Below are 18,525 nucleotides of genomic sequence, written 5' to 3' on the forward strand. Positions count from 1 at the left end.
CCCGTAGTAAAAGGGGGCACACCGAGATGCCTCGTGCCCCCTCCGCGCCGCCTCCCGTCCTCGACGAGGAGGCGCTCGTCCACCAGTTCCCCGGAATCGACCGGCGCGCGCTGGGCGCCTTCTACACACCGGCGCCCCTGGTGGAGCGCACGCTCGCCCTCGCCCTCGCGCACACGGGGGACGGGCCGCTCGCGGTGGTGGACCCGGCCTGTGGCGCGGGGGCATTCCTCTCGGCCGCGGCACGGGCCCGGCCCGAGGCCCACCTGGCGGGCCTGGAGCTGTCCCCCGACGTGGCCCGAGCCTGTCAGGCGCGCCTTCCCCTCGCGGACATTCAACAGGGAGATGCCCTGCGCGGGGGGCTGGAGCCGCTGCTGGCCCGAGTGCCATCCACCCACCGCGAGCTGTGGCTCGGCAATCCGCCCTACAACGGCACGTCGGCGCTGCTGAAGGACCGAGCCGCGTATGAGCGCCTGCGGGCCCTGCTGCCGCTCGCGCTGCCACCGGGCACGAGCCTGCGCGACGACTTCGCCTTCTTCCTGCTGCTCGCGGCGCACCGGCTCGCCTCGCGCCCCGGGGTGCTGGCCTTCATCACCCCCACGAGCCTCCTCGACGCCTTCCTCTACGCCCCCCTGCGCGCCACGCTGCTGCGCACGCTGTGCCTGCGCGAGGTGGTGGAGCTGGGCCCGGGGGCCTTCGCGGGCACCCAGGTGCGCACCTGCATCACCGTGTGGACCTCGCCTCCCGAGCCACGCGCTCCGGCCCTCTACACGCCGTTCACGGCCATGGGTCCGGCACGCGCGGAGTCCTTCGTGCCCGAGGCACCCGAGTGGCGCCTGCAGCCCACGCCCACCGAGGCCGCCGAGCTGGACGCACGCTGGCGCGCCGAGGGCGAGCCGCTCACCACGCTCGTGCCGGTGAGCCTGCCCGGGGTGAAGACGCGCTTCGATGAATTGCTGGTGGATGAGGACGCGAGCAGGCTGCTCGCGCGGCTCGAGGACTTCGCGCGCACGCCCGTGGAGGAGCTCGAGGCGTTCGCCCGGGCGTGGAACATCCCCGAGCCCCTGCTCCCCAAGCTGCGCGCGCTGAAGGAAGGCCCTGCCTTCACGGTGGAGGCCACGGGCGTGCGGCCCTTCATCCGCTATGCGGGAGCGCGGCACCGGGGCCACGTGCCCGCGGAGGCGCGCGCCTTCTGCTACCTCGATCGGCGCCTCATTCCCCGTGGCGATCACCGGCTGCGGGGGCCGTGGGATCCGCACCGGGGCGCGGTGAAGCTGCTCTTCAACGTCCGCGAGTTGCCCCTGTCCGCCGCGCTCCTGGAGGAGGAGGGCTGCGTGCATGACCATCGGCACGCCCGCTTCGCGCCGCTGTTCGTTCCCCAGCGGCTCCGGGACGAGGGCCTCGGGCTCACCCGTGTCGCGAGATCCACCGAGGAGCTGGGCCCGCTCGTGCCCAATCTCTCACCGCGAGGACTGGCCTGGGCGGAGCGATGCGGAGGGCCACTCGCCGCCTTCCAGGCACTCGTGCGCTTCCTCAACGGGCCCGAGGTGCAGGGCTGCTGGGCCCCCGTCCATGGCGCCTCGCGTGTGGTACCGGTTCCCCTCGGGGCTGGGGACTGAAAATCCTCGTGTCGGTGGTGCGATTCCGCCCCTGGGCACAGAGTCCCATTTGCACGATGCATCCATCGCGCCTCCTCTCGAAGGTCACGCCAGCGTCCACCACGCCTGCGGATCCGGCTTCACGGCCTTCGAAGTCGCCACCACGAGGCTCGGAATGCCTGGGTATTGGTGTGCGGTCTCTATACCCACCATCCCTGCCAACCGGACCACCGCCAGTCCCTCAATGAACACGTGGGCTTCAGTGCTGAGCCGCTGCGGATCCGTCCCCGAGTTCCTCCGCAAGCGCTCAAGTTCCTCCTGGCGTTCGAGCTCAAGTTCCTCCATGGCCGCGCCGAAGGCAGCGCCATCCCTCGCGATGAGCGCCTCGCAAACCTTCAGGCGCGCCGGCGCACTCCCCGCTGCCACCTTTCTGAATCGCTGGAGCATCCGCGCCAGACCGGGAGACTGCCGGTCACTCGTGAGCTCCATGAGGAAGCGCATGTAGAGGAAGTCGTCCTCATACTCGTCCTCCTCCATCCAAGATAAGGCACTCGCCTGAGCGATGTCCCGGGCTGTCCCTAGGTCGCTCGCCGCGATCGCGTCGAAGAAGGGAAGCGCCCGACTGGCGCAGAGGTAATAGGACGAGGCGATCGTGCTCCAGTCCACCTTCCGCAGTACGGACAAATAGGCCTGTGAACTGTGGGAGAGCAACCGATAGAAACTCGCGGTCGACGCATCCAAAAGCAATGAGCAGATCGCGAGCCGTCGATACCGGATCGAAATCTCCTGGGTGGTCACCCCTTCAAGCTCAAGGGGTTGGGGACCACTCCTCAAGGAGTCGAGCAGGCTCCTGAGAATGAACCGGATATTCTCCTGATCGATTTCGAGAGATGATTCCATGTTCTCCTCGCTCCTGCTCCAAATTCTACGTGCGACGATCTCACGGCCATATGCTAGAGCAGGACGGACGTTCCCAACTCCAGCAATGAAAATCCCCCCGCCTTCGCCGCGTTAAGTTTCTCGACCAAGTCGGAGCGAATGATAAATGTACTGGGCTGGTCCTTGATACGGAAGAGCGAGGGTTTATCGGGAATCTTGGCGGGGTCCAACTGTACGCAGCGGAAGACGAGCACCTCCTCCGGTTTGAAGGAACTGCGGTCATAATCTGATCGTGCCAAGTCGATACAGTCCACTTTCCCGAGAACATTGGCGATGAAATACGGTGCAGTCACCGGCCGGTCTTTTTTATCGACCAAGGTCACAGGAAGCCACTCGATGTCAATGGGTTCGTTAGCGAGGATCTTCTGAACGCGCTCGGAGACGAACAACCTGCGGAATTTATTGGCGATAAAATCATCAAGCTTCATTCCGGGCTCGTCCTTCGACATGTAAAAGGACGCGTTCATCGGGAATTTATCAGCAAGCCGCTCGCCACTTCTAAGCAGCCACGGCTGCTTCACCCCCTTTGCTTCATCTTCAAGATAACAATAATTCTGCCGATGCGGAACCTGCAAAAGAAAATACACACAAGACATATTCATTTTCCAAGCGCCTTAATCTCTTTGATTTCTTTAATTTTTCTCAATCTACCCTCAATCCTCTCCCCCAATTCATTGATGACATTGACATGCTGACCTGAGGGTAGTCGCTCAAGAATATAGAACAAGCTATCAGAAACCTTCTCCACATCCTCCTTGAGCTTGGCTGTTTTTTCTGGATCCACATCATGGATCTCTTTATCCACGAGCGCCGCCTCCAACTCCCCTCTCAGCCAATTCAATTTATCCTTGGCAAATTTATCGTATTTCGGGTGATTATTGGGGTGTATAACCCAACGAATCAGCTTCCCGACACCCTCCTTTGCTGGCAGCAGCACAATATTCCGACCACTATTCAAATTATATCCCCCAGACATCAACAACTCCAAAAGCTGGTAATGGTTATCTCGATCCTCCGCATAGAGTTCACCAAACAGCATCGCATTAGGGATGAGGTGATGCCACGCATGTTTGTACGGATAGCTTGCCCCATTTCCACCATGGGCTCTGGGAATGAAGTTCGGTTCTTTATCCACATCCCAGATGTCTGGGATAATGTCCCCCCCCTGTCGCTGCACCTTGGCTGGATCATAACGTGGGGCATTGTAATACACTGCACGCCCCTGCGTTGCATTGTATCCATTCCATTGATAATCGCAGTGTTCTCCCTTGGCACTATGATGTCGGACGATGCAAGCCTTTTTCTCTTTGTGGTACTCCGAGGCAGTGAGTTGCTCTACGTGCTCCGTAGTTAGTTTCTCAGCCACGTGAAGCCCCCTTGAGGTTTGGAAGCGCGTCATGCCTGCGGACGAGGAGCGCCCCCTTCGTACCCTTTTCGCTGGAAACCCAAACGAGGATTCTTTTCCCACGGGCATAGCCCCGCTGGAATGCCCGTGTCGCCGCGCAAGTCGCGAAGGCAGCAGTCGCCGCGCCGAGTTCTCCGAAGGACTGTGCCGGGTTCCACAGATTGATCTCACCGGATAGTCCCCGCGTGCGTACTCGTGCCATGCCCCACTCCCGCGCGCGCCACTCGTCGCCATTGAGGCTCCCCAGCATCCAGCCAATCTCCCCTGCCTCGACCGCCGCTCCTCGAAGCGTCCGCGAGAGAACATCCGCCAGTGCGATGCCCAAAGGTGGCTCTGGAGAAAAGCGGTGCAGTTCCTCGCTGGAGACGTTGGGGGACTCAATGACAGCTGCGATGGGCGCCCCCCGCCGCTGCGCCTCTTCGAATCTTTCCAACCGCACGAATGCGGCACCTTCGCCTGGCATGAAGCCAACCGGGATCTCCGGCGTCTTCAGCACGCCCAGGGAGAGCAGAGCCTGTAATAGGCTGGGTTCGAGGTACGAGTCCACCGCCCCCACGATGCAGGCTGGGAGCATTCGCGTACGCAGGAGTTCGATGGCGTCCGCTACCGCCTGGACGAATCCAGCATGTCCCTCGAAGTAGATCCTCTGGAAGCGGGGGTGGAACGACGTGCCAGCGAGTTCATTGATTCGCGGAAGCAGGTTCTCCTTGAGCCGCTGGCGCTTCTCCTCGTACTCGGCCTGGGACTCGTCGAAGGGACTACCATTACGGATGACGACCTTTTCATGTCGGTCCAACAGAGCTTCGATGAAGTAGTTGTCGCCCAGGTTGAGCAGTAGGCCCATAGTCGCGCCATCTGGTGCCCCGGACCCGTCCTGAGACAGGAGATCCCGAAGCGCCTCGGACGCCAACACCGCCCGCTTCCCCACCCCCTCGAACCCCTCGGCCCCCCGGACGGGGTGACCGATAAGGAGAGCGGGCGATAACGAGTCCCCATCATACACCTGGACGCCTGGAAGGCGGGTCGCGCGGAGAATCCCGGCCCGAGCCGCCGCACAAGAGGGGATGACGCCATGTCCGAGCGAGGACACCATCCCCAGGCCGGTGATAGCAATGCTTCCAAACTCGCTCGCCACGTTGCGCGCGTCCTCTGTAGTCGTTCGAGTGAGGATGTTAACTCCCCCCTGCGGGCAATGATGCCACCGTGGCCCGAGTTTCCACAACATACCGCAATGCGGGGGCTTGTGCTGGAAATCCGAGCGCCCATCGCTGGCGCGACTGACCCGGGTCGTGTTAGGTTGACCGCAAAGTTCCAGCGGGGGGAATTCATGGCCAATAGCGTCGGCGTCAACAAGCTCTCCGTGGTCACCAAGGACAGCAATGGGGTGACCATCGCGTTTCCGGACGTGTGCAAGACTCCAATGCCGCCGGCTGGACCTGTGCCCATCCCGTACCCCAACATCGCCAAGTCCTCGGACACCGCCGACGGTAGCAAGAACACCACGGTAGAGGGAAACCCGGTTTGCTTGTCGAGTTCCAACTTCAGCACCAGCACGGGTGACGAGGCGGGCTCGGCCGGTGGCGTGGCCTCGGGCAAGACCAAAGGCAAGGCCGAATTTGTCAACTACTCCTTCGACGTGAAGATCGAGGGCAAGAACGTAGCACGAGCCTTGGATCCAATGCTCCATAACGACAAGAACACGCCCCCGGCACCGCTCATCCAGCCTCCAGTCCTCGGATTCGGGAAGAGAGCCGGACCGGCCAAGTGCCTATCTTGTGAGCACGATATCTGAGCTGAGACCTTGATAATGAGCCCCTCTCACAAGGATGTGAAGGCAACTCCCGCGCTGGAATCAGATGAACCCATTCTCGGCTCGCGGGTGGGCTGGGTCGCCGGGTACGAGCCTGCGCGCGGACTCTTGGTGGACTTCGACGGCAACCGCCGCAGCGCGCTGCCTGCACGCTCGACTCTGCCGCTCGACGCCCAGGCGGTACGAGCCGCGGTGGCCTCCAGGCAGCAGGCGGTGTTGCTGTTCGATGCAGGGGACCCCTCTCGGCCGCTCTTGATGGGGCTGCTCCATACCGTAAGTCCCACGCCGCTGCTCGACGCGTTCCTCGAGGTACCACCACCCGCCCAGGCGCCTGCGCTCTCTGAGCCAACCGAAGCGCGCGTGGACGGCAAGCGCGTGGTGATTGAGGGCAAGAACGAGATCGTCCTCAAGTGCGGAGAGGCCAGCATCACCCTACGGCGCAACGGCAAGGTGGTCATTCGGGGGGTGCAACTCGAAACCTCGGCGACAGGCGTCCACCGAATCAAGGGCGGCTCGGTGCAGATCAACTAGCGACCATGCCGACCCCCTCTCCCTTTTGGGACATCTACGAAGAGCACCTCGACGAGGCCACATTCCTCTGGGGCCAGCGGGACAATGCGCTCGTCTCCGCGAGACACGTGCTGGCGGACGCAGCAGGTTTGGAGGAGCGGCTCATCGCCCACCTTGATGGTCTGGTGCTCGGCGGCGCGCCGGTAGCCAAACGGCTGTTGTTACCCGCCCTGGCAGCAGACGATGCGACCCGAGTATCCGCCTCGGCGCTCGCCCTCATTGAAGCCGAGCGCGACGACGCGGTGGGCGCGGTGCTTTCGGCGCTTGAGGGGGAGGAGAGCGTGCGAATCGGCATCCTCCGCGCGCTTGAGGTGACCGAGCGGAGAGAACTGCCTGCTCTCCTGCTGCCGCTGCTGGAAAGCCCCAATCCCGATGTCCGCGCGGGAGTGCTTGATGTCTTCACCTTCCGGAGCATGGAGCCAGGCCAAGCGCTGACTGGGCTCCTCCAGGACGGGGACCGGAGGGTGCGGCGCGCGGCGATAAGGGCAACGCGCATCTCGGCCACGAGCCTTGATCGGGACACCCTCCGAAGGGCGCTGGAGGAGGCGGCGGCAGAAGTTCAAGACGAGGCATTGGAAACAGGGGTTGTGCTCGGCTTCAAGGCAGCGTGGGCGGCATGCGTGATGTCCTTGCAAAATCCCTCTGCGAGCAGCGAGCGGGCAATGGCCCTCGTGGGTATGGGCGGAGAGGCACGAGAGTTAGAGATGCTGCAAGAGCGGCTGAGCGACGTGGGCACGCGGGGCACTGCCCTCTGGGCGCTCGGGTTGAGCGGGAGGATCGCTGCCGCGAACGCTTGCCTACCATACCTGGGGGATGGGAACAAAGGAGTGGCGAGGCTGGCAGCGGAGGCGTTCTGCGCCATTACCGGACTGGTGCTCGAAGACGACTACCTCACGGAATCTGAACCAGAGCCCGACGGGCTGACGCCAATAGAGGAGGAGAACCTCGACGCGTCGCTGGTTCCAACCCCGGAGGAGGCACTTCCGCTGGCCAACCCCGAGAGAGTTGAGAAATGGTGGAGGAGAGCGCAGAAGGGCTTTGCGCAAGACGGGCGCTACCTCTACGGAAAACCGTTCGAGGCAACCTGGTTCCTTGAGGTACTGGCGCGGGCACCAACGCGCCGTCGGCATGCACTTCTGCTGGAACTGGCCGTGCGGACCCGGGGCCAGCTCTGGCTGGAATCGCGAGACACGGTGGCTCGACAGCTCCGACGTATTGAGAAATTCGCCGGGCATCGAGGCGTCCGCTTCCTCCTGCCATTCAAGAACCTGCTCACCATCACATGAACGTGAAGCCGTCCTTGGACGTAGGCATCGGCACACTGAGCCATCCAGGACCGAACCCATGGGACAATTCACCACCGAGAACGAGACGCCGTTCGCCGTCGAGGTGCTCGCGCTTTCCGATGAAGAAATGCGACCGCTGCTGGTGGTCGTCGTGAAGGCCACGTACGACTTGAAGGAGGGCGCGCCACGTTTGGCAAAGAAGCAGATGCCGGTGGACATAGCGGGAGAGTTTCGAGGAGATCCGCAGACGTCCAGCTACAAGTTCGAGCCCGAGTGCGCCTTCATCAAGCCGGCCACCGACGTGGTGTTGATAGGACACGCATACGCCCCTGCTTCAAAGCAGACAGAGGTACTGGTGGACTTCCGAGTGGGGACACTGCGAAAGACGGCGCGAGTGCTGGGCGAGCGCACCTGGTTCAAGAGCATGGGGCAGGTGCTCATGACGAAGCCCCTGCCCTTCGAGAAGATTCCCCTCGCCTACGAGCGCGCTTTCGGAGGTTGGGACAAGACGGATAATGACCCGGCCAAGCACCGCTACGAGCCACGCAACCCGGTGGGCGTTGGATTTCGGGCCAGTGCGCGCCACTTCGAGGAAGGATTGCGGCTCCCTAATCTTGAGGATCCGGAACAGCCACTGCGCGCTTTCGGTCAGGTGGTCCCACCTGTAGGCTTCGGCTTCATCTCGCCCTATTGGCAGCCACGCGCCACGCTCGGCGGCACCTATGACGAGGGCTGGGACAAGAAGCGCAAGCCACTACTGCCAAAGGACTTCGATCGACGGTTCTTCAACGCAGCCTCGGCTGGACTGGTCGCAACGGGATACTTGCGTGGTGATGAGCCGGTACTCGTCGACAACGCATCCCCCCGGGGGAGGCTGGTCTTCCGGCTGCCCGGCCAGCCTACGCCGAAGGTCATCATCACCCAGGCCGCGGAGAAAGACGCGATGCCCGAGATGCGACTGGACACCGTCGTCCTGGACACGGACGAGGGCCAGCTCCTGATGCTCTGGAGAGGACACCTTGCGCTTCCGGGCACACTCCATGATGTCCTGACCATCACCATCCGTGCCGATGAAGGGCCTGCGAAGGGCGCTTGAGCCCAACCTCCTAACTCGGAACCCCACCCGTAACACTTCCTTAAGATGTGGATGGGAGAGATGCCTGACGGCCGCGGCGACACGCGGCACCGCACGGGATGGGCCCCGTGCCTGGGAGGCATCGACCATGAGTAGCGAGACCAAGACCGACAACCCCACGCCCGTCCTGACGCGCCGCAAGCTGCTCTACGGCATGGGGCTCGCCGCAGCGGCCGTCCCCCTCGGCCAGTTCCTCGCGGCCTGTGGTGCCGGCACCGACGGCTCGGGTACGGACACGCCCGATCCCATGGACAGCGTCGTCGACCCCGGCGCCTGGGCGACCGGCGGCACCAAGGCGATGACCGCCCTGAGCAGCTACCCCGATCCGTTCGCCGTGGGACTCGGGAGCGCGTGCGCGCTGACGTGCGAGGCGACCCTGGGGCCCTGCTACGCCACCACCGTGGAGCGCGAGGACATCACCGAGGGCGAAGACGGACTGCCCGTGCGCCTGGCCTTCCTCATCGTGGACGAGACCTGCAAGCCCATCCCGGGCGCGACCCTCGACATCTGGCACTGCGGCCCGGACGGACTGTACTCGGGTGAGGACGCCAGCGACTTCTGCACCACCGGTGACACGCGGGCCCGCTCCGCGCGGTGGTACCGCGGCGTGCAGACGACGGACGCGAACGGCCGCGTCAACTTCAACACCTGCTTCCCGGGCTGGTACAGCAGCCGCACCGTCCACATCCACTTCACCGTACGCCTCAACAACCAGGAGTACGTCACGTCCCAGTTCGTCTTCGACGATGTCCTGGACGACGAGATCATCAACTCCCAGCCGCTCTACAACACGCGCGGCCCCCGCGACACGACCAACGCCACCGACAACGTCGTCTCGGCCGAGAGCGCTCCCGAGTACTCCTTCCAGACCAAGCGCATGGCGGACGGCGCCATGCTCGCCTGGAAGACGATCGTCATCCGCTCCTCGCTCTCCAATGCCTCGTGCTCGGTCCCGGGCGGCGGCGGTGGCGGCGGTGGTCCCCGCCCGCCCGGCGATGGCGGCATGGGTCCTCCCCCGGGTGGCCGGGATGGCGGCGGCATGGGCCCTCCTCCCGGCTGGGATGGCGGCACGCGCCCCTGACCCACCTCCGCGTCCCAAGGGGCGCTATCCTCTGTTCCGGCCCCTCGCCCCACGGAACAGCCCTTGAGCCCGTCCTCCCTCATCATCCGCCGCGCCGGACCCGATGACGCCGAAGCCTCGGCGAAGATCGGGGCGGCCACGTTCACCGAGGCCTTCGGGCACCTCTACCCGCCCGAGGACCTGCACGCCTTCCTCTCCGAGCACCATACGGCGGAGGCCCACCTGCGGGTGCTCACGGACGAGGCCCATGGCGTCTGGCTCGTGGAAGCGGATGGGGAGCCGGTCGGCCTCGCGCTGGCGGGGCCCTGCTCACTCCCCCACCCCGAGGTGCGCGAGGAGGACGGGGAACTCAAGCGGCTCTACCTGCTCGAGCGCTTCCGGAACGCCGGCCACGGGGAGCGGTTGTTCCGCACGGCACTCGAGTGGCTCGAGCGCGACGGCCCGCGGACCCTGTGGATCGGCGTCTGGTCGGAGAACCAGGGCGCCCAGCGCTTCTACGCGCGCCATGGCTTCGTCCGGGTCGGCGAGTACAAGTTCCTGGTCGGGCGCGTCCAGGACCATGAGTTCATCCTGCGACGCGCCCCCAAGCCCTCCGTCTAGAAGGTCAGCAACGCGCCCGTCTCGATGCCCAGCGCGGTGCGGGCCGCCCCGGTACGCGGCACGTCCACGTCCTGCAACCGGAAGCGCGAGCGGAAGAGGAAGCCCTCCAACACGAAGGCCACCTGGCGCAGGGGCCTGAACTCGTAGCCCAGGCGCACCGAGCCGTTGTGCTGCAGGCCCGGCCCGGTGCCCGAGAGCGTGGCGGTGCTGAAGGCCGGAGGCTCACCCGTGGTGGGCCCCGAGTAACCGTAGGAAGGCACCACCTTCTCCGGCTCCAACACCCGCTGGAAGCCCGCCATGCCGTAGACGGCGTGGGGGCCCGCGATGAGCTGGCGCACGGAGATGAAGCCGCCCACTTCCCGCATGTCCTCCGCGAGGCGTCCCTGCGCCAGCGTCAGCAGGCCCAGGTTGGCGGAGTTCTGCCCGGCATTGAGCTCCACCCGCACGTTGGTGTTCGCGGTGGGCGACAGCTCGGAGAAGAGCGAGACGGAGACGGCGGCGCCAAAACGCTCGTCCGCCTGGCCCAGGTTGAAGGGCACCCGCGTGGCGATGGCCGAGGCCCCCACCCGGCTCTTGCCGAACTTGTACGCGCCTCGCACCGCCAGGGTGGGCGTGAAGGCCAGCTCGAAGGCCGCGTCCTTGGCCGTGTTGTTCGGCGCGGGGAACCCCAACGCCGCCCCCAGCTCGAGCGACGGCGTCGCGTAGAGGTACTTCACCTGCTGGCGCATGAAGGCCGCGTTGCCGCCCTGGAAGAGCGCGCCCACCAGGTTGATGCCGTGCGGGTTGAGCGGCGCGTGCAGATCCCAGTCCTGCCCCAGCGACAGGGTGTGGTGGGGAGTGAAGGCATAGTCCACCCGCGCGATGCGCACGCGGGGCAGGCTCGCCACGGTGGGCGTGGCCTTGGTGAAGTCCACGAAGTCGATCTCGAGCTGCGCGCGAGCCCGCCCCTTCTCGTTGAGCCAGAAGCCCACCCGGGACTGCGCCACCTGGAAGGAGTAGCGGGCCTTGTCCGGGGCGTTGGAGAAGACGGGGTTGCCCGCGGCGGTGATCGCCACCGCGTTGGGCTGGTTGTAGGACTCCACCGCGCCCGAGGCGGCCACCAGGCGAGGGTTGAAGGTGCCATAGAAGCGGAAGAGGTTCTCCTCCTCCGGGGTGGAGGGCGGAGGGGGAGGAGGCGGCGGCTGGGTGGCGGCGACGGGCGCCGTGGCCTCACTGGAGCCGGGCGTCTGGGCCAGCGCACGGGGAGCGGAGCAGAGACCCGCGGAAACGAGCAGTGCGACGATTCGAGCGTTCTTCATGACGTCTCCTGGTGGCACGAGGCGCGGGAGCATGCCGGACTCCCCTCGGGGGCCATCCCCCAAAGGCTACCTGTCCTCCCTCTCTGTTCATCAGGTTTCACGCCGACGCACCGCGTCCAACGTCCACGAGGAGTCCCGCGCTCAGCGCTTCGTCATGTCGAACAGGGCACGCGCCTGCGAGTCCAGGAAGCCATCGAAGCCGGGGGCCCGCTGGGCGATCTCGAAGTAGGCATAGGGCCAGGAGCGGGTGCGGCCATCCCGTAGCGCCACGGCGACGGGGGCCGCGTGGGTGGCCGTCTGGCGCAGATCTCCCCCGGGCGCACCCTCGATGTCGCGCTTCATCGGCACACCCGCCTCGAGCATGCGCCGCTGCCACACTTCCACGTCGTCCACCGTGCCGGTGAAGTGGTTCACCTTGCGGCCGAAGGCGAGCAGCCACGCGCCATATTGGGACTCCCGCTCCAGCGTGAGCAGCGCCGACTCCTCGGGCGGAGGGGGCGCGGAGAACCAATCGGCGAGCGCCTCGATGGACGTGGGGGCCGGAGGGTCCACGGGCAGCGCGGCCAGCAGACGCTGGGCCTCGGCGGAGAGCTTCTCGGCGTGGAGCTCGGAGATGAAGACGCGGGGCAGCCCCTCCGGATGGGACATGTGGATGGCGGACAGGTGCGTCTCGGGGAAGGAGTACTTCCCCGCCGGCTTCCAGCCGAAGCGCTCGAAGACCTGGGCGAAGAGCGCGATGCCCCCGCCGGGCCGGGCCAGCGAGCGCAGCGCGATGTGATCATTGCGGAAGCGTCCGCCGGACAGCTCGGCGAAGGTGCGCGCGTAGGGAACCTCGGCGGCGTAGCGGTCCCACAGCAGCTCCAGCAGTCGGGTGGCGTCAGGGCTCATGGCCCACTGTCATAGCCGCAAGCGAGGGCACGTCCCAAGCGGCCCGAGGTGCCAATCAGAGCAGCGCTTCGGGAACATCGACATGGCGCGAGCGAAGCCACTCTCCGAGCGCCTTTCCTTGCGGATCGAAACGCGTCGAGGACGACACGCCCTCACCCAGCAGGCCGTCGATGACGAAGTTCAGCCCGCGCAGCCGGGGGAAGAGATGCCTTTGGATGGGGAGGTCCCGAGTCTCGGGCAACAGCTCGCGGAGCCGCTCCGGCGTGAGTGTATGCGCGAGCCATCGCCAGGCCTCGTCCGTGCGGGCCCAGAGGCCGATGTTCGCGGTGCCGCCCTTGTCTCCACTGCGCGCGGCGACAATCCGGCCGAGCGCCACCCGGCGCACCGGCCCTGGGGACAGCGGCTCGGGAAGCGACGAAGCCTCCACCGCCGCGAGGGCCAGCGTCTGCTGCGACGGAGGAATGACGACACGCGTCCCCTCCGGCAGGACGGCGACGTGCTCGACGAGTGACGCGTCGACATAGGCCGGGGTGTAGACGCCATACGGCATTCCGTCCGTGGGAGGCGTCGTCATCGTGAAGCCCGGGTAGCTCGCCAGGGCGAGTTCGATGGCCGCTCCGCTGAAGGCACGCCCCACCTTCTTCTCGTCCGGGTCCTTCGCCACGACGCGCAGGAACGCGGCCGCCTGTTCTTCCGTGGCGGCATCCTCCCGATCGGTCCGCACGAGCGTCCAGTGCACCTCGCGCGGCTTCTTGGGCAGCGCGACCTCTAGTTGCTCGCGCACCAGGCGGGCCTTCTCTTCGATGTCGAGCCCCACGAGCACGAAGGTCATCTCGTTGCGGAAGCCGCCGAGGCTGTTCAGGCAGACCTTCAGGGTGGGAGGAGGCGGCTCGCCGCGCACCCCGGAGATGCGCACGCGGTCGCGCCCCACGGCGGAGAGCTCCACGGTGTCGAAGCGCGCCGTTACATCGGGGCCCGCGTACCGGGCGCCCTCGATTTCATAGAGCAGTTGCGCGGTCACCGTATCGACGGACACCGCGCCCCCCGAGCCCTCGTGTTTGGTGATGATGGACGTGCCGTCGGCGTGAAGCTCCGCGAGGGGGAACCCGGGGCGGCGCGCGTCGAGCTCCGTGAAGAAGGAGTAGTTGCCTCCCGTGGCCTGGGCACCACACTCGAGCACGTGACCCGCGGCCTGGGCGCCCGCGAGACAATCCCAATCATCGCGCCGCCAGCCGAAGTGCGCGGCCGCCGGACCCACCACGAGCGAGGCATCCGTCACGCGTCCGGTGACGACGATGTCGGCCCCCGCGCGCAGGCACTCGGCGATGCCCCACGCGCCCAGGTAGGCGTTCGCCGTGAGCGGCGTGCCCAGCCCGAGTGCCCCGGCACGGGCCAGCAACTCATCACCCTCGACATGCGCCACCCGGACCTGGAGGCCCAACCGCTCGGCGAGGGCCCGGAGCGCGGTCGCGAGCCCCGCGGGATTCAACCCTCCGGCGTTCGTGACGATCTTCACCCGCTTCTCGACGGCGAGCGCCAGACACTGCTCCATCTGACGCAGGAAGGTCTTCGCGAAGCCGCCGTTTGGATCCTTCAGCCGATCCCGGCCGAGGATGAGCATCGTCAACTCGGCGAGGTAGTCGCCCGTGAGGACGTCGAGCCGTCCCCCCTCGAGCATCTCGCGGAAGGCGGAGAAGCGATCGCCGTAGAAACCCGAGGCATTGCCGACACGAAGGGGGGAGGCGTTCATGCCCCCCTAGACATAGCCGAAGCGGCGGCGCAGGAACCACTCGGCCCCCAGCAGCCCCACGAGTGCCACGAGGTAGTACCAGCGATCCCACAGCGGCTTGTCCTTCGCCCGGCCCACCTCCACCACCGGAGGATCCAACAGCGGCACATCGTCCGGAAGTCCACTCATGGGCAGCCGGTACGACTTGCCCCCGGTGTACTTCGCGATCTGCTCCATCAGCTCCGGCCGCACCGAGGCGTCCGACAGCTCCGGGCCCACCGCGCGCACCGCCACCGCGTCCTCGCCCCGGCCCAGGTCCGTCTCGCCCTTCTTCGCCGTGGCCACGAGCTTGTACGGCCCGGGAGCGGGCGGAGGGAACTCCAGCCGCACCACGCCATCCGGCCCCGTCTGGCCCGTCTGCACCGCCACCGGCTTCTGCGTGTCCACCGACACCAGCTCCACCCGCACCTGGGCATCCTGCGCCGGCTGATAGTCCGACGTGCGCGACGCCACCACCACGCCCACGGGCCGGCCCGGCTCCACCGAGGGAGGATCCGCCGTCACGTTGAGCGTCGTCAGGTCCGGGTCGCGCACCAGCCAACGCAGCGCGTTGCCCCAGAAGCGATCATAGGTGCGGCTGGGCGAGCCCTCCTTGTGCGCGGTGAAGGCCCAGTACCAGCTCGCGTCCGTGGCCAGCACCATCGCCCGGCCCCGGCCGTAGTCCCACACGGCCACCAGCGGCGCGTTCTTTCCATCCGTCGTGAGGAAGGGATGATCCATGAGCACCGTCGCCCCCGGCTTGGCGCGCGTCAGGTTGGCGCCCGGAATGGCCGGCAGCTCCGCCCACGCCGCCTCCGTGCTCGTGCCTCCCGAGGCCATCGCCGTCACCGGGTGGCGCATCCCCTCGGGCGTCAACCGCGCCTTGAAGGAATCGACGTTGGCCGGGCCCGCGCCCTCCAGCGGCAGCGCCTCGTAGAGCGTGGGCATGTTCGCCCGGCCCTCGCCCAGCACGCTGTCACCGCCGATCATCACCAGCGCGCCGCCATTGTGCACATAGCGCTCGAGGTTGCGCTCGTACTGGGCGATGGACAGCGACGAGTCCGAGTAGCCGAAGTTCTGGAAGATGACGACGTCGAAGGTGTCCAGCTTCGTGTCGAAAATCTCCTCCATGGGGAAGGGGATGAGCGACAGCTCGCGCTCCTGGCTCACCACGCCCGGGTCATCGGACATGGTGCGCAGGATGTAGAAGGACACCATGTCCACGTTGGCGTCCTGGCGCAGCAGGCCGCGCAGGAAGCGCTCGTCCCACGAGGGCTTGCCCACCACCAGCAGCACGCGCACCCGGTCACGGATGACCTTGAGCACGAAGGAGCGCGTGTTGTTGTCGCCCACCGCCTCGTCCGGGTACACCGGCACGCTCACCGTGTAGACGAAGCGGCCCGTCTGGTCCGGCGTGAAGGTGAAGCCAATGGGCTTCACGTCGTCCGAGGACTCGAAGCGCACGGACTTGCTCGCCACCACCTTGCCTTCCTGCTTGAGCACCACCGGCACGTCCTGGCCGGAGAAGCCCCGGCCGTGCACCTCCACCTCCACGGTGAGCGAGTTGCGCACGAAGGCGAAGTCATCCACCTTCACCCGCTCGACCGCCAGGTCCTTGAGCGCCTCCTGGCCCACCACGAAGGTGGACACCGGCACGCCCAGGTCCGCGAGCGCCGCGCGCGCCCGGCCCACCGCGCCATTGGCCAGCTCCACGTTGTCCGCGCCATCGCTCAAGAGCAGCACGCCGCCGAGCTTCTTGGCCCCTTGAGCCCCCGCGCCCACCGAGCGCAGGGCCGACAGCAGGTCCGACGTGCCCGCGCGCGCCGGCTCCTTCGTGAGCGTCTCGGCGGTGACGGGCGCCAGCTCCGGGTCGAAGCCATACACCTCCACCGCGTAGCGATCCTGGAGCGCCGCGAGTCCCGACGCCGCGCCCTCCAGGAAGGAGGCCGCCTGGGCCGAGCGCGTCACGCCTCCGGGCTCCACCGGGAAGTTCATGGAGGCCGAGCGGTCCACCAGCACCGCCAGCCGGTTCTTCATCCGCGCCACCTGGAGGTTGCGGATGCCGGGCTCCAGCAGGAAGAAGAGCGCCGCGAGGCCCGCGCCCAGGCGCAGGCCCCAGAGCGCCCAGCGCCGCGCCCGCGAGGGCTCGCGCCGCACGCCCCACGCCGCCAGTCCCACGCCGAGCGCCACGCCCACCCCCAGCAGCACCAGCACCCAGACGGGCAGCGGCGAGAGGCTGACGAGCTTCCAGGCATTGAAGGGAGTGGTGTCCATGAATGACAGTCGAAGTCCCGCGCGTCAGCGGCGCTTGTTGAGGATGAGCGGCAGGTGGACGGCGTCGTCCTTGTAGTCCAGGCAGAGCGCGTACATGCAGAGATTGATGCCCAGGCGCACCGCCAGCTCGCGCTGGGGCTCGCCCCCGGGAGTGACGTCGAACTCGTAGTCCCCCAGCTCGCCGCGGCTCCACGCCCCCGCCAGGTCGTTCTGCGAGTACATCACCGCGGCGCGCTTGCCCACCATGGCCGCCTCGAGCTGGGGCTTGTTGAGCACGCGGCCCGGCGCGGAATCCAGCAGGAAGAAGCTCTTGAAGACGACGTGGGTGGAGGGCACGGGGGTGAGCGGGCTGCGGGGCAGCACCCGGGCGATCTCCCGGCGGAAGCTCGCATCGAAGCCGTCCCCGTCGCTGCCGTCATTGGCGTCCGCGAGCAGGAAGCCCCCGAAGGTGAGGTAGCGCCGCAGGTTCTCCACCTCCGCGGTGCTGAAGGGCGGAAAGCCCCCATCCCCGCCCAGGTAGAGGAAGGGGTATTCGAAGATCTCCGGGCTGGAGAGGGCGAAGGGGCGGGCATCGGGCAGCACCTCCACGGAGGTACGCCGTTGCACCTCCCAGGAAATGCGCCGCAGACCGGACAGGCGGGCATCCCAGTGGCCGCCGTGCCGGGCCACCGCGGGGATGAAACGGCTCTTTTCTCCGAAGGCGGACGCACGTCCGGCCAGCAGCGGGACGAGCGCCGCGCTCCCGAACAGCAGGTGGCGACGGCTAAGGGGGCGCACGGGCATGGGGGACCTATATACCGTCGACGCGCCATCGCATTCCCCGCTATACAGGAGGGCCATGGCGAAAGGCGGACAGACGCCCAGGGAGCCCGTATCCCCCCGGATGCAGGCGGCGTGGAAGCTCAAGGAGGCCGGGGACGTGGTGGCCGCGCGGCACGCCGCCGAACGGCTCCTCGCCGAGCCCTCGGCCCCCGAGGATCCGGCCCAGGCCGCGGAGCTGTTGCGCCGCGGCACCACCCCCCCCGCGCTCTACGGCTACGCGGCCCTGGCCGCCCTCTTCCTCGTGCTGCTCGTGCTCCTCGCCGCCACGCGCTACTAGGACATCCACTTGGACGCCTACCTCGAGGCCCTCAAGGCCTACCAGAGCTTCAACCCCTCGGGCTGGGTGGCCCTCTACCGGGTGCTGCCCATGTGGGCCGGCATCGTGAGCGTCGTGCTGGGGCTCATCCTCCTGCTGTTGGGGGGGGGCCGCCTGTTCCGCGTCCTGGCCGGCCCCATCGGGGCGTGCATCGCCCTGGGGTGGACGGGCGTGCTCATCACCCGCTTCTCCCTCGGGTGGGCGGATCCGCGTCTGATCAACTTCATCGCCCCCGCGCTCGCGCTCGTGGGGTTCCTCTTCCCACCCATCATCGTCTACCTGGGCGTGGGAATCCCCCTGGGGCTGCTCGGCGGGGAGATCGCCGGGCCCAATGACTTCGTCATCGGGTTCGCGCCGGGACTCATCCTCGGCGGGCTCATCGGCGTGGTGCTCTACCGGCAGATGGCCGCCATCATCGCCTCGTGCTTCGGCGGGTGGCTGCTGGTCATCGGGGCCATGGCCGCCCTGCACCGCTTCACGGGCCTGGTGGGCGTCATGGCCAAGCAGCCCTGGGGCATCGTCATCGCCGCGGGCCTCTTCGCGCTCGCCGGCAGCATCTATCAAATCGCCGTGCGGCCCTCCCCCGAGGAAGCCGAGCGGCAGCGCGCCGAACGCCAGAAGCTCAAGCAGCGCAAGGCGGAACAGAAGGCCCTCGAGAAGCGTTGGAGCGTTCCCCGGGGCGGCGATTAGGCCCGGGACTCGGTCTTTACCTGCACCTGGGCCGCGCGTAGAGTCCGC

18 protein-coding genes are annotated in these 18,525 nt (G+C 66.8%); 9 read left to right on the plus strand and 9 right to left on the minus strand.

The genetic code is table 11. From position 1 onward, the window contains the following. The first annotated feature begins 26 nt into the window (after window positions 1-26). On the plus strand, window positions 27-1,616 hold the full coding sequence (locus tag F0U63_RS39770; RefSeq protein WP_395838615.1) for a class I SAM-dependent DNA methyltransferase: 1,590 nt from the start codon (window positions 27-29) through the stop codon (window positions 1,614-1,616). A gap of 84 nt (window positions 1,617-1,700) precedes the next feature. Here F0U63_RS39770 and F0U63_RS39775 read toward each other — a convergent pair whose 3' ends face one another. From F0U63_RS39775 to F0U63_RS39790, 4 genes are read right to left on the minus strand one after another with little or no spacing between them, the layout of a single operon-like run. Further along, window positions 1,701-2,495 carry an Imm49 family immunity protein gene (locus tag F0U63_RS39775; RefSeq protein ID WP_395838617.1) on the minus strand — a complete coding sequence of 265 codons (795 nt, stop codon included), beginning with the start codon at window positions 2,493-2,495 and terminating at the stop codon, window positions 1,701-1,703. A 53-nt stretch (window positions 2,496-2,548) separates the two neighbouring features. Beyond that, window positions 2,549-3,130 carry an imm11 family protein gene (locus F0U63_RS39780; protein WP_395838619.1) on the minus strand — a complete coding sequence of 194 codons (582 nt, stop codon included), beginning with the start codon at window positions 3,128-3,130 and terminating at the stop codon, window positions 2,549-2,551. A 2-nt stretch (window positions 3,131-3,132) separates the two neighbouring features. Next, on the minus strand, window positions 3,133-3,900 hold the full coding sequence (locus F0U63_RS39785) for an AHH domain-containing protein (protein WP_395838621.1): 768 nt from the start codon (window positions 3,898-3,900) through the stop codon (window positions 3,133-3,135). Further along, window positions 3,893-5,074, minus strand: a complete 1,182-nt coding sequence (locus F0U63_RS39790) for a hypothetical protein (RefSeq protein ID WP_395838623.1) — start codon at window positions 5,072-5,074, stop codon at window positions 3,893-3,895. Before F0U63_RS39790 ends, F0U63_RS39785 begins: the two co-directional genes overlap by 8 nt. 192 nt (window positions 5,075-5,266) lie before the next feature. Between F0U63_RS39790 and F0U63_RS39795 the strand changes: the two genes are divergently transcribed. From F0U63_RS39795 to F0U63_RS39820, 6 genes are all read left to right on the plus strand, one after another. Further along, window positions 5,267-5,731, plus strand: a complete 465-nt coding sequence (locus tag F0U63_RS39795) for a DUF4150 domain-containing protein (protein ID WP_395838625.1) — start codon at window positions 5,267-5,269, stop codon at window positions 5,729-5,731. 15 nt (window positions 5,732-5,746) lie between these two features. Further along, window positions 5,747-6,280, plus strand: a complete 534-nt coding sequence (locus F0U63_RS39800; RefSeq protein ID WP_395838627.1) for a DUF6484 domain-containing protein — start codon at window positions 5,747-5,749, stop codon at window positions 6,278-6,280. Between the two features lie 5 nt (window positions 6,281-6,285). Next, on the plus strand, window positions 6,286-7,605 hold the full coding sequence (locus F0U63_RS39805; protein ID WP_395838629.1) for a TIGR02270 family protein: 1,320 nt from the start codon (window positions 6,286-6,288) through the stop codon (window positions 7,603-7,605). A 58-nt stretch (window positions 7,606-7,663) separates the two neighbouring features. Continuing rightward, the gene (locus F0U63_RS39810; protein WP_395838631.1) at window positions 7,664-8,701 is read left to right on the plus strand and encodes a DUF2169 domain-containing protein; all 1,038 of its coding nucleotides are present in this window, start codon (window positions 7,664-7,666) and stop codon (window positions 8,699-8,701) included. Window positions 8,702-8,828: 127 nt separating this feature from the next. Continuing rightward, a complete protein-coding gene (locus F0U63_RS39815) occupies window positions 8,829-9,821 on the plus strand; it encodes a protocatechuate 3,4-dioxygenase (protein WP_395838633.1) in 993 nt (330 codons plus the stop codon). A 63-nt stretch (window positions 9,822-9,884) separates the two neighbouring features. After that, window positions 9,885-10,421, plus strand: coding sequence for a GNAT family N-acetyltransferase (locus F0U63_RS39820; protein ID WP_395838635.1), 537 nt, complete (start codon window positions 9,885-9,887; stop codon window positions 10,419-10,421). Here F0U63_RS39820 and F0U63_RS39825 read toward each other — a convergent pair. The 5 genes from F0U63_RS39825 to F0U63_RS39845 all read right to left on the minus strand — a co-directional run bounded on the left by F0U63_RS39825 (window position 10,418) and on the right by F0U63_RS39845 (window position 17,432). Next, entirely contained in the window at window positions 10,418-11,719 is a 1,302-nt protein-coding gene (locus F0U63_RS39825; protein WP_395838637.1) for a hypothetical protein, read from the minus strand. The two genes, F0U63_RS39820 and F0U63_RS39825, sit on opposite strands and share 4 nt — an antisense overlap. 141 nt (window positions 11,720-11,860) lie before the next feature. After that, the gene (locus F0U63_RS39830; protein ID WP_395838639.1) at window positions 11,861-12,607 is read right to left on the minus strand and encodes a DUF1338 domain-containing protein; all 747 of its coding nucleotides are present in this window, start codon (window positions 12,605-12,607) and stop codon (window positions 11,861-11,863) included. A 55-nt stretch (window positions 12,608-12,662) separates the two neighbouring features. After that, a complete protein-coding gene (locus tag F0U63_RS39835) occupies window positions 12,663-14,357 on the minus strand; it encodes an acyclic terpene utilization AtuA family protein (protein ID WP_395838641.1) in 1,695 nt (564 codons plus the stop codon). 6 nt (window positions 14,358-14,363) lie between these two features. Continuing rightward, window positions 14,364-16,649, minus strand: coding sequence for a glutamine amidotransferase (locus F0U63_RS39840; RefSeq protein WP_395838643.1), 2,286 nt, complete (start codon window positions 16,647-16,649; stop codon window positions 14,364-14,366). A gap of 24 nt (window positions 16,650-16,673) precedes the next feature. Next, on the minus strand, window positions 16,674-17,432 hold the full coding sequence (locus F0U63_RS39845) for a DUF4159 domain-containing protein (protein WP_395838645.1): 759 nt from the start codon (window positions 17,430-17,432) through the stop codon (window positions 16,674-16,676). A gap of 55 nt (window positions 17,433-17,487) precedes the next feature. On the opposite strand from F0U63_RS39845, the gene F0U63_RS39850 reads away from it, so the two are divergent. Beyond that, complete coding sequence (locus F0U63_RS39850; RefSeq protein WP_395838647.1) at window positions 17,488-17,748, plus strand: molecular chaperone DnaJ; 261 nt, start codon at window positions 17,488-17,490, stop codon at window positions 17,746-17,748. Window positions 17,749-17,757: 9 nt separating this feature from the next. After that, the gene (locus tag F0U63_RS39855; protein ID WP_395838649.1) at window positions 17,758-18,477 is read left to right on the plus strand and encodes a hypothetical protein; all 720 of its coding nucleotides are present in this window, start codon (window positions 17,758-17,760) and stop codon (window positions 18,475-18,477) included. The last annotated feature ends 48 nt before the right edge of the window (window positions 18,478-18,525 follow it).

This window comes from Cystobacter fuscus, assembly GCF_044360685.1.
Classification (GTDB): Bacteria; Myxococcota; Myxococcia; order Myxococcales; family Myxococcaceae; genus Cystobacter; species Cystobacter fuscus_C.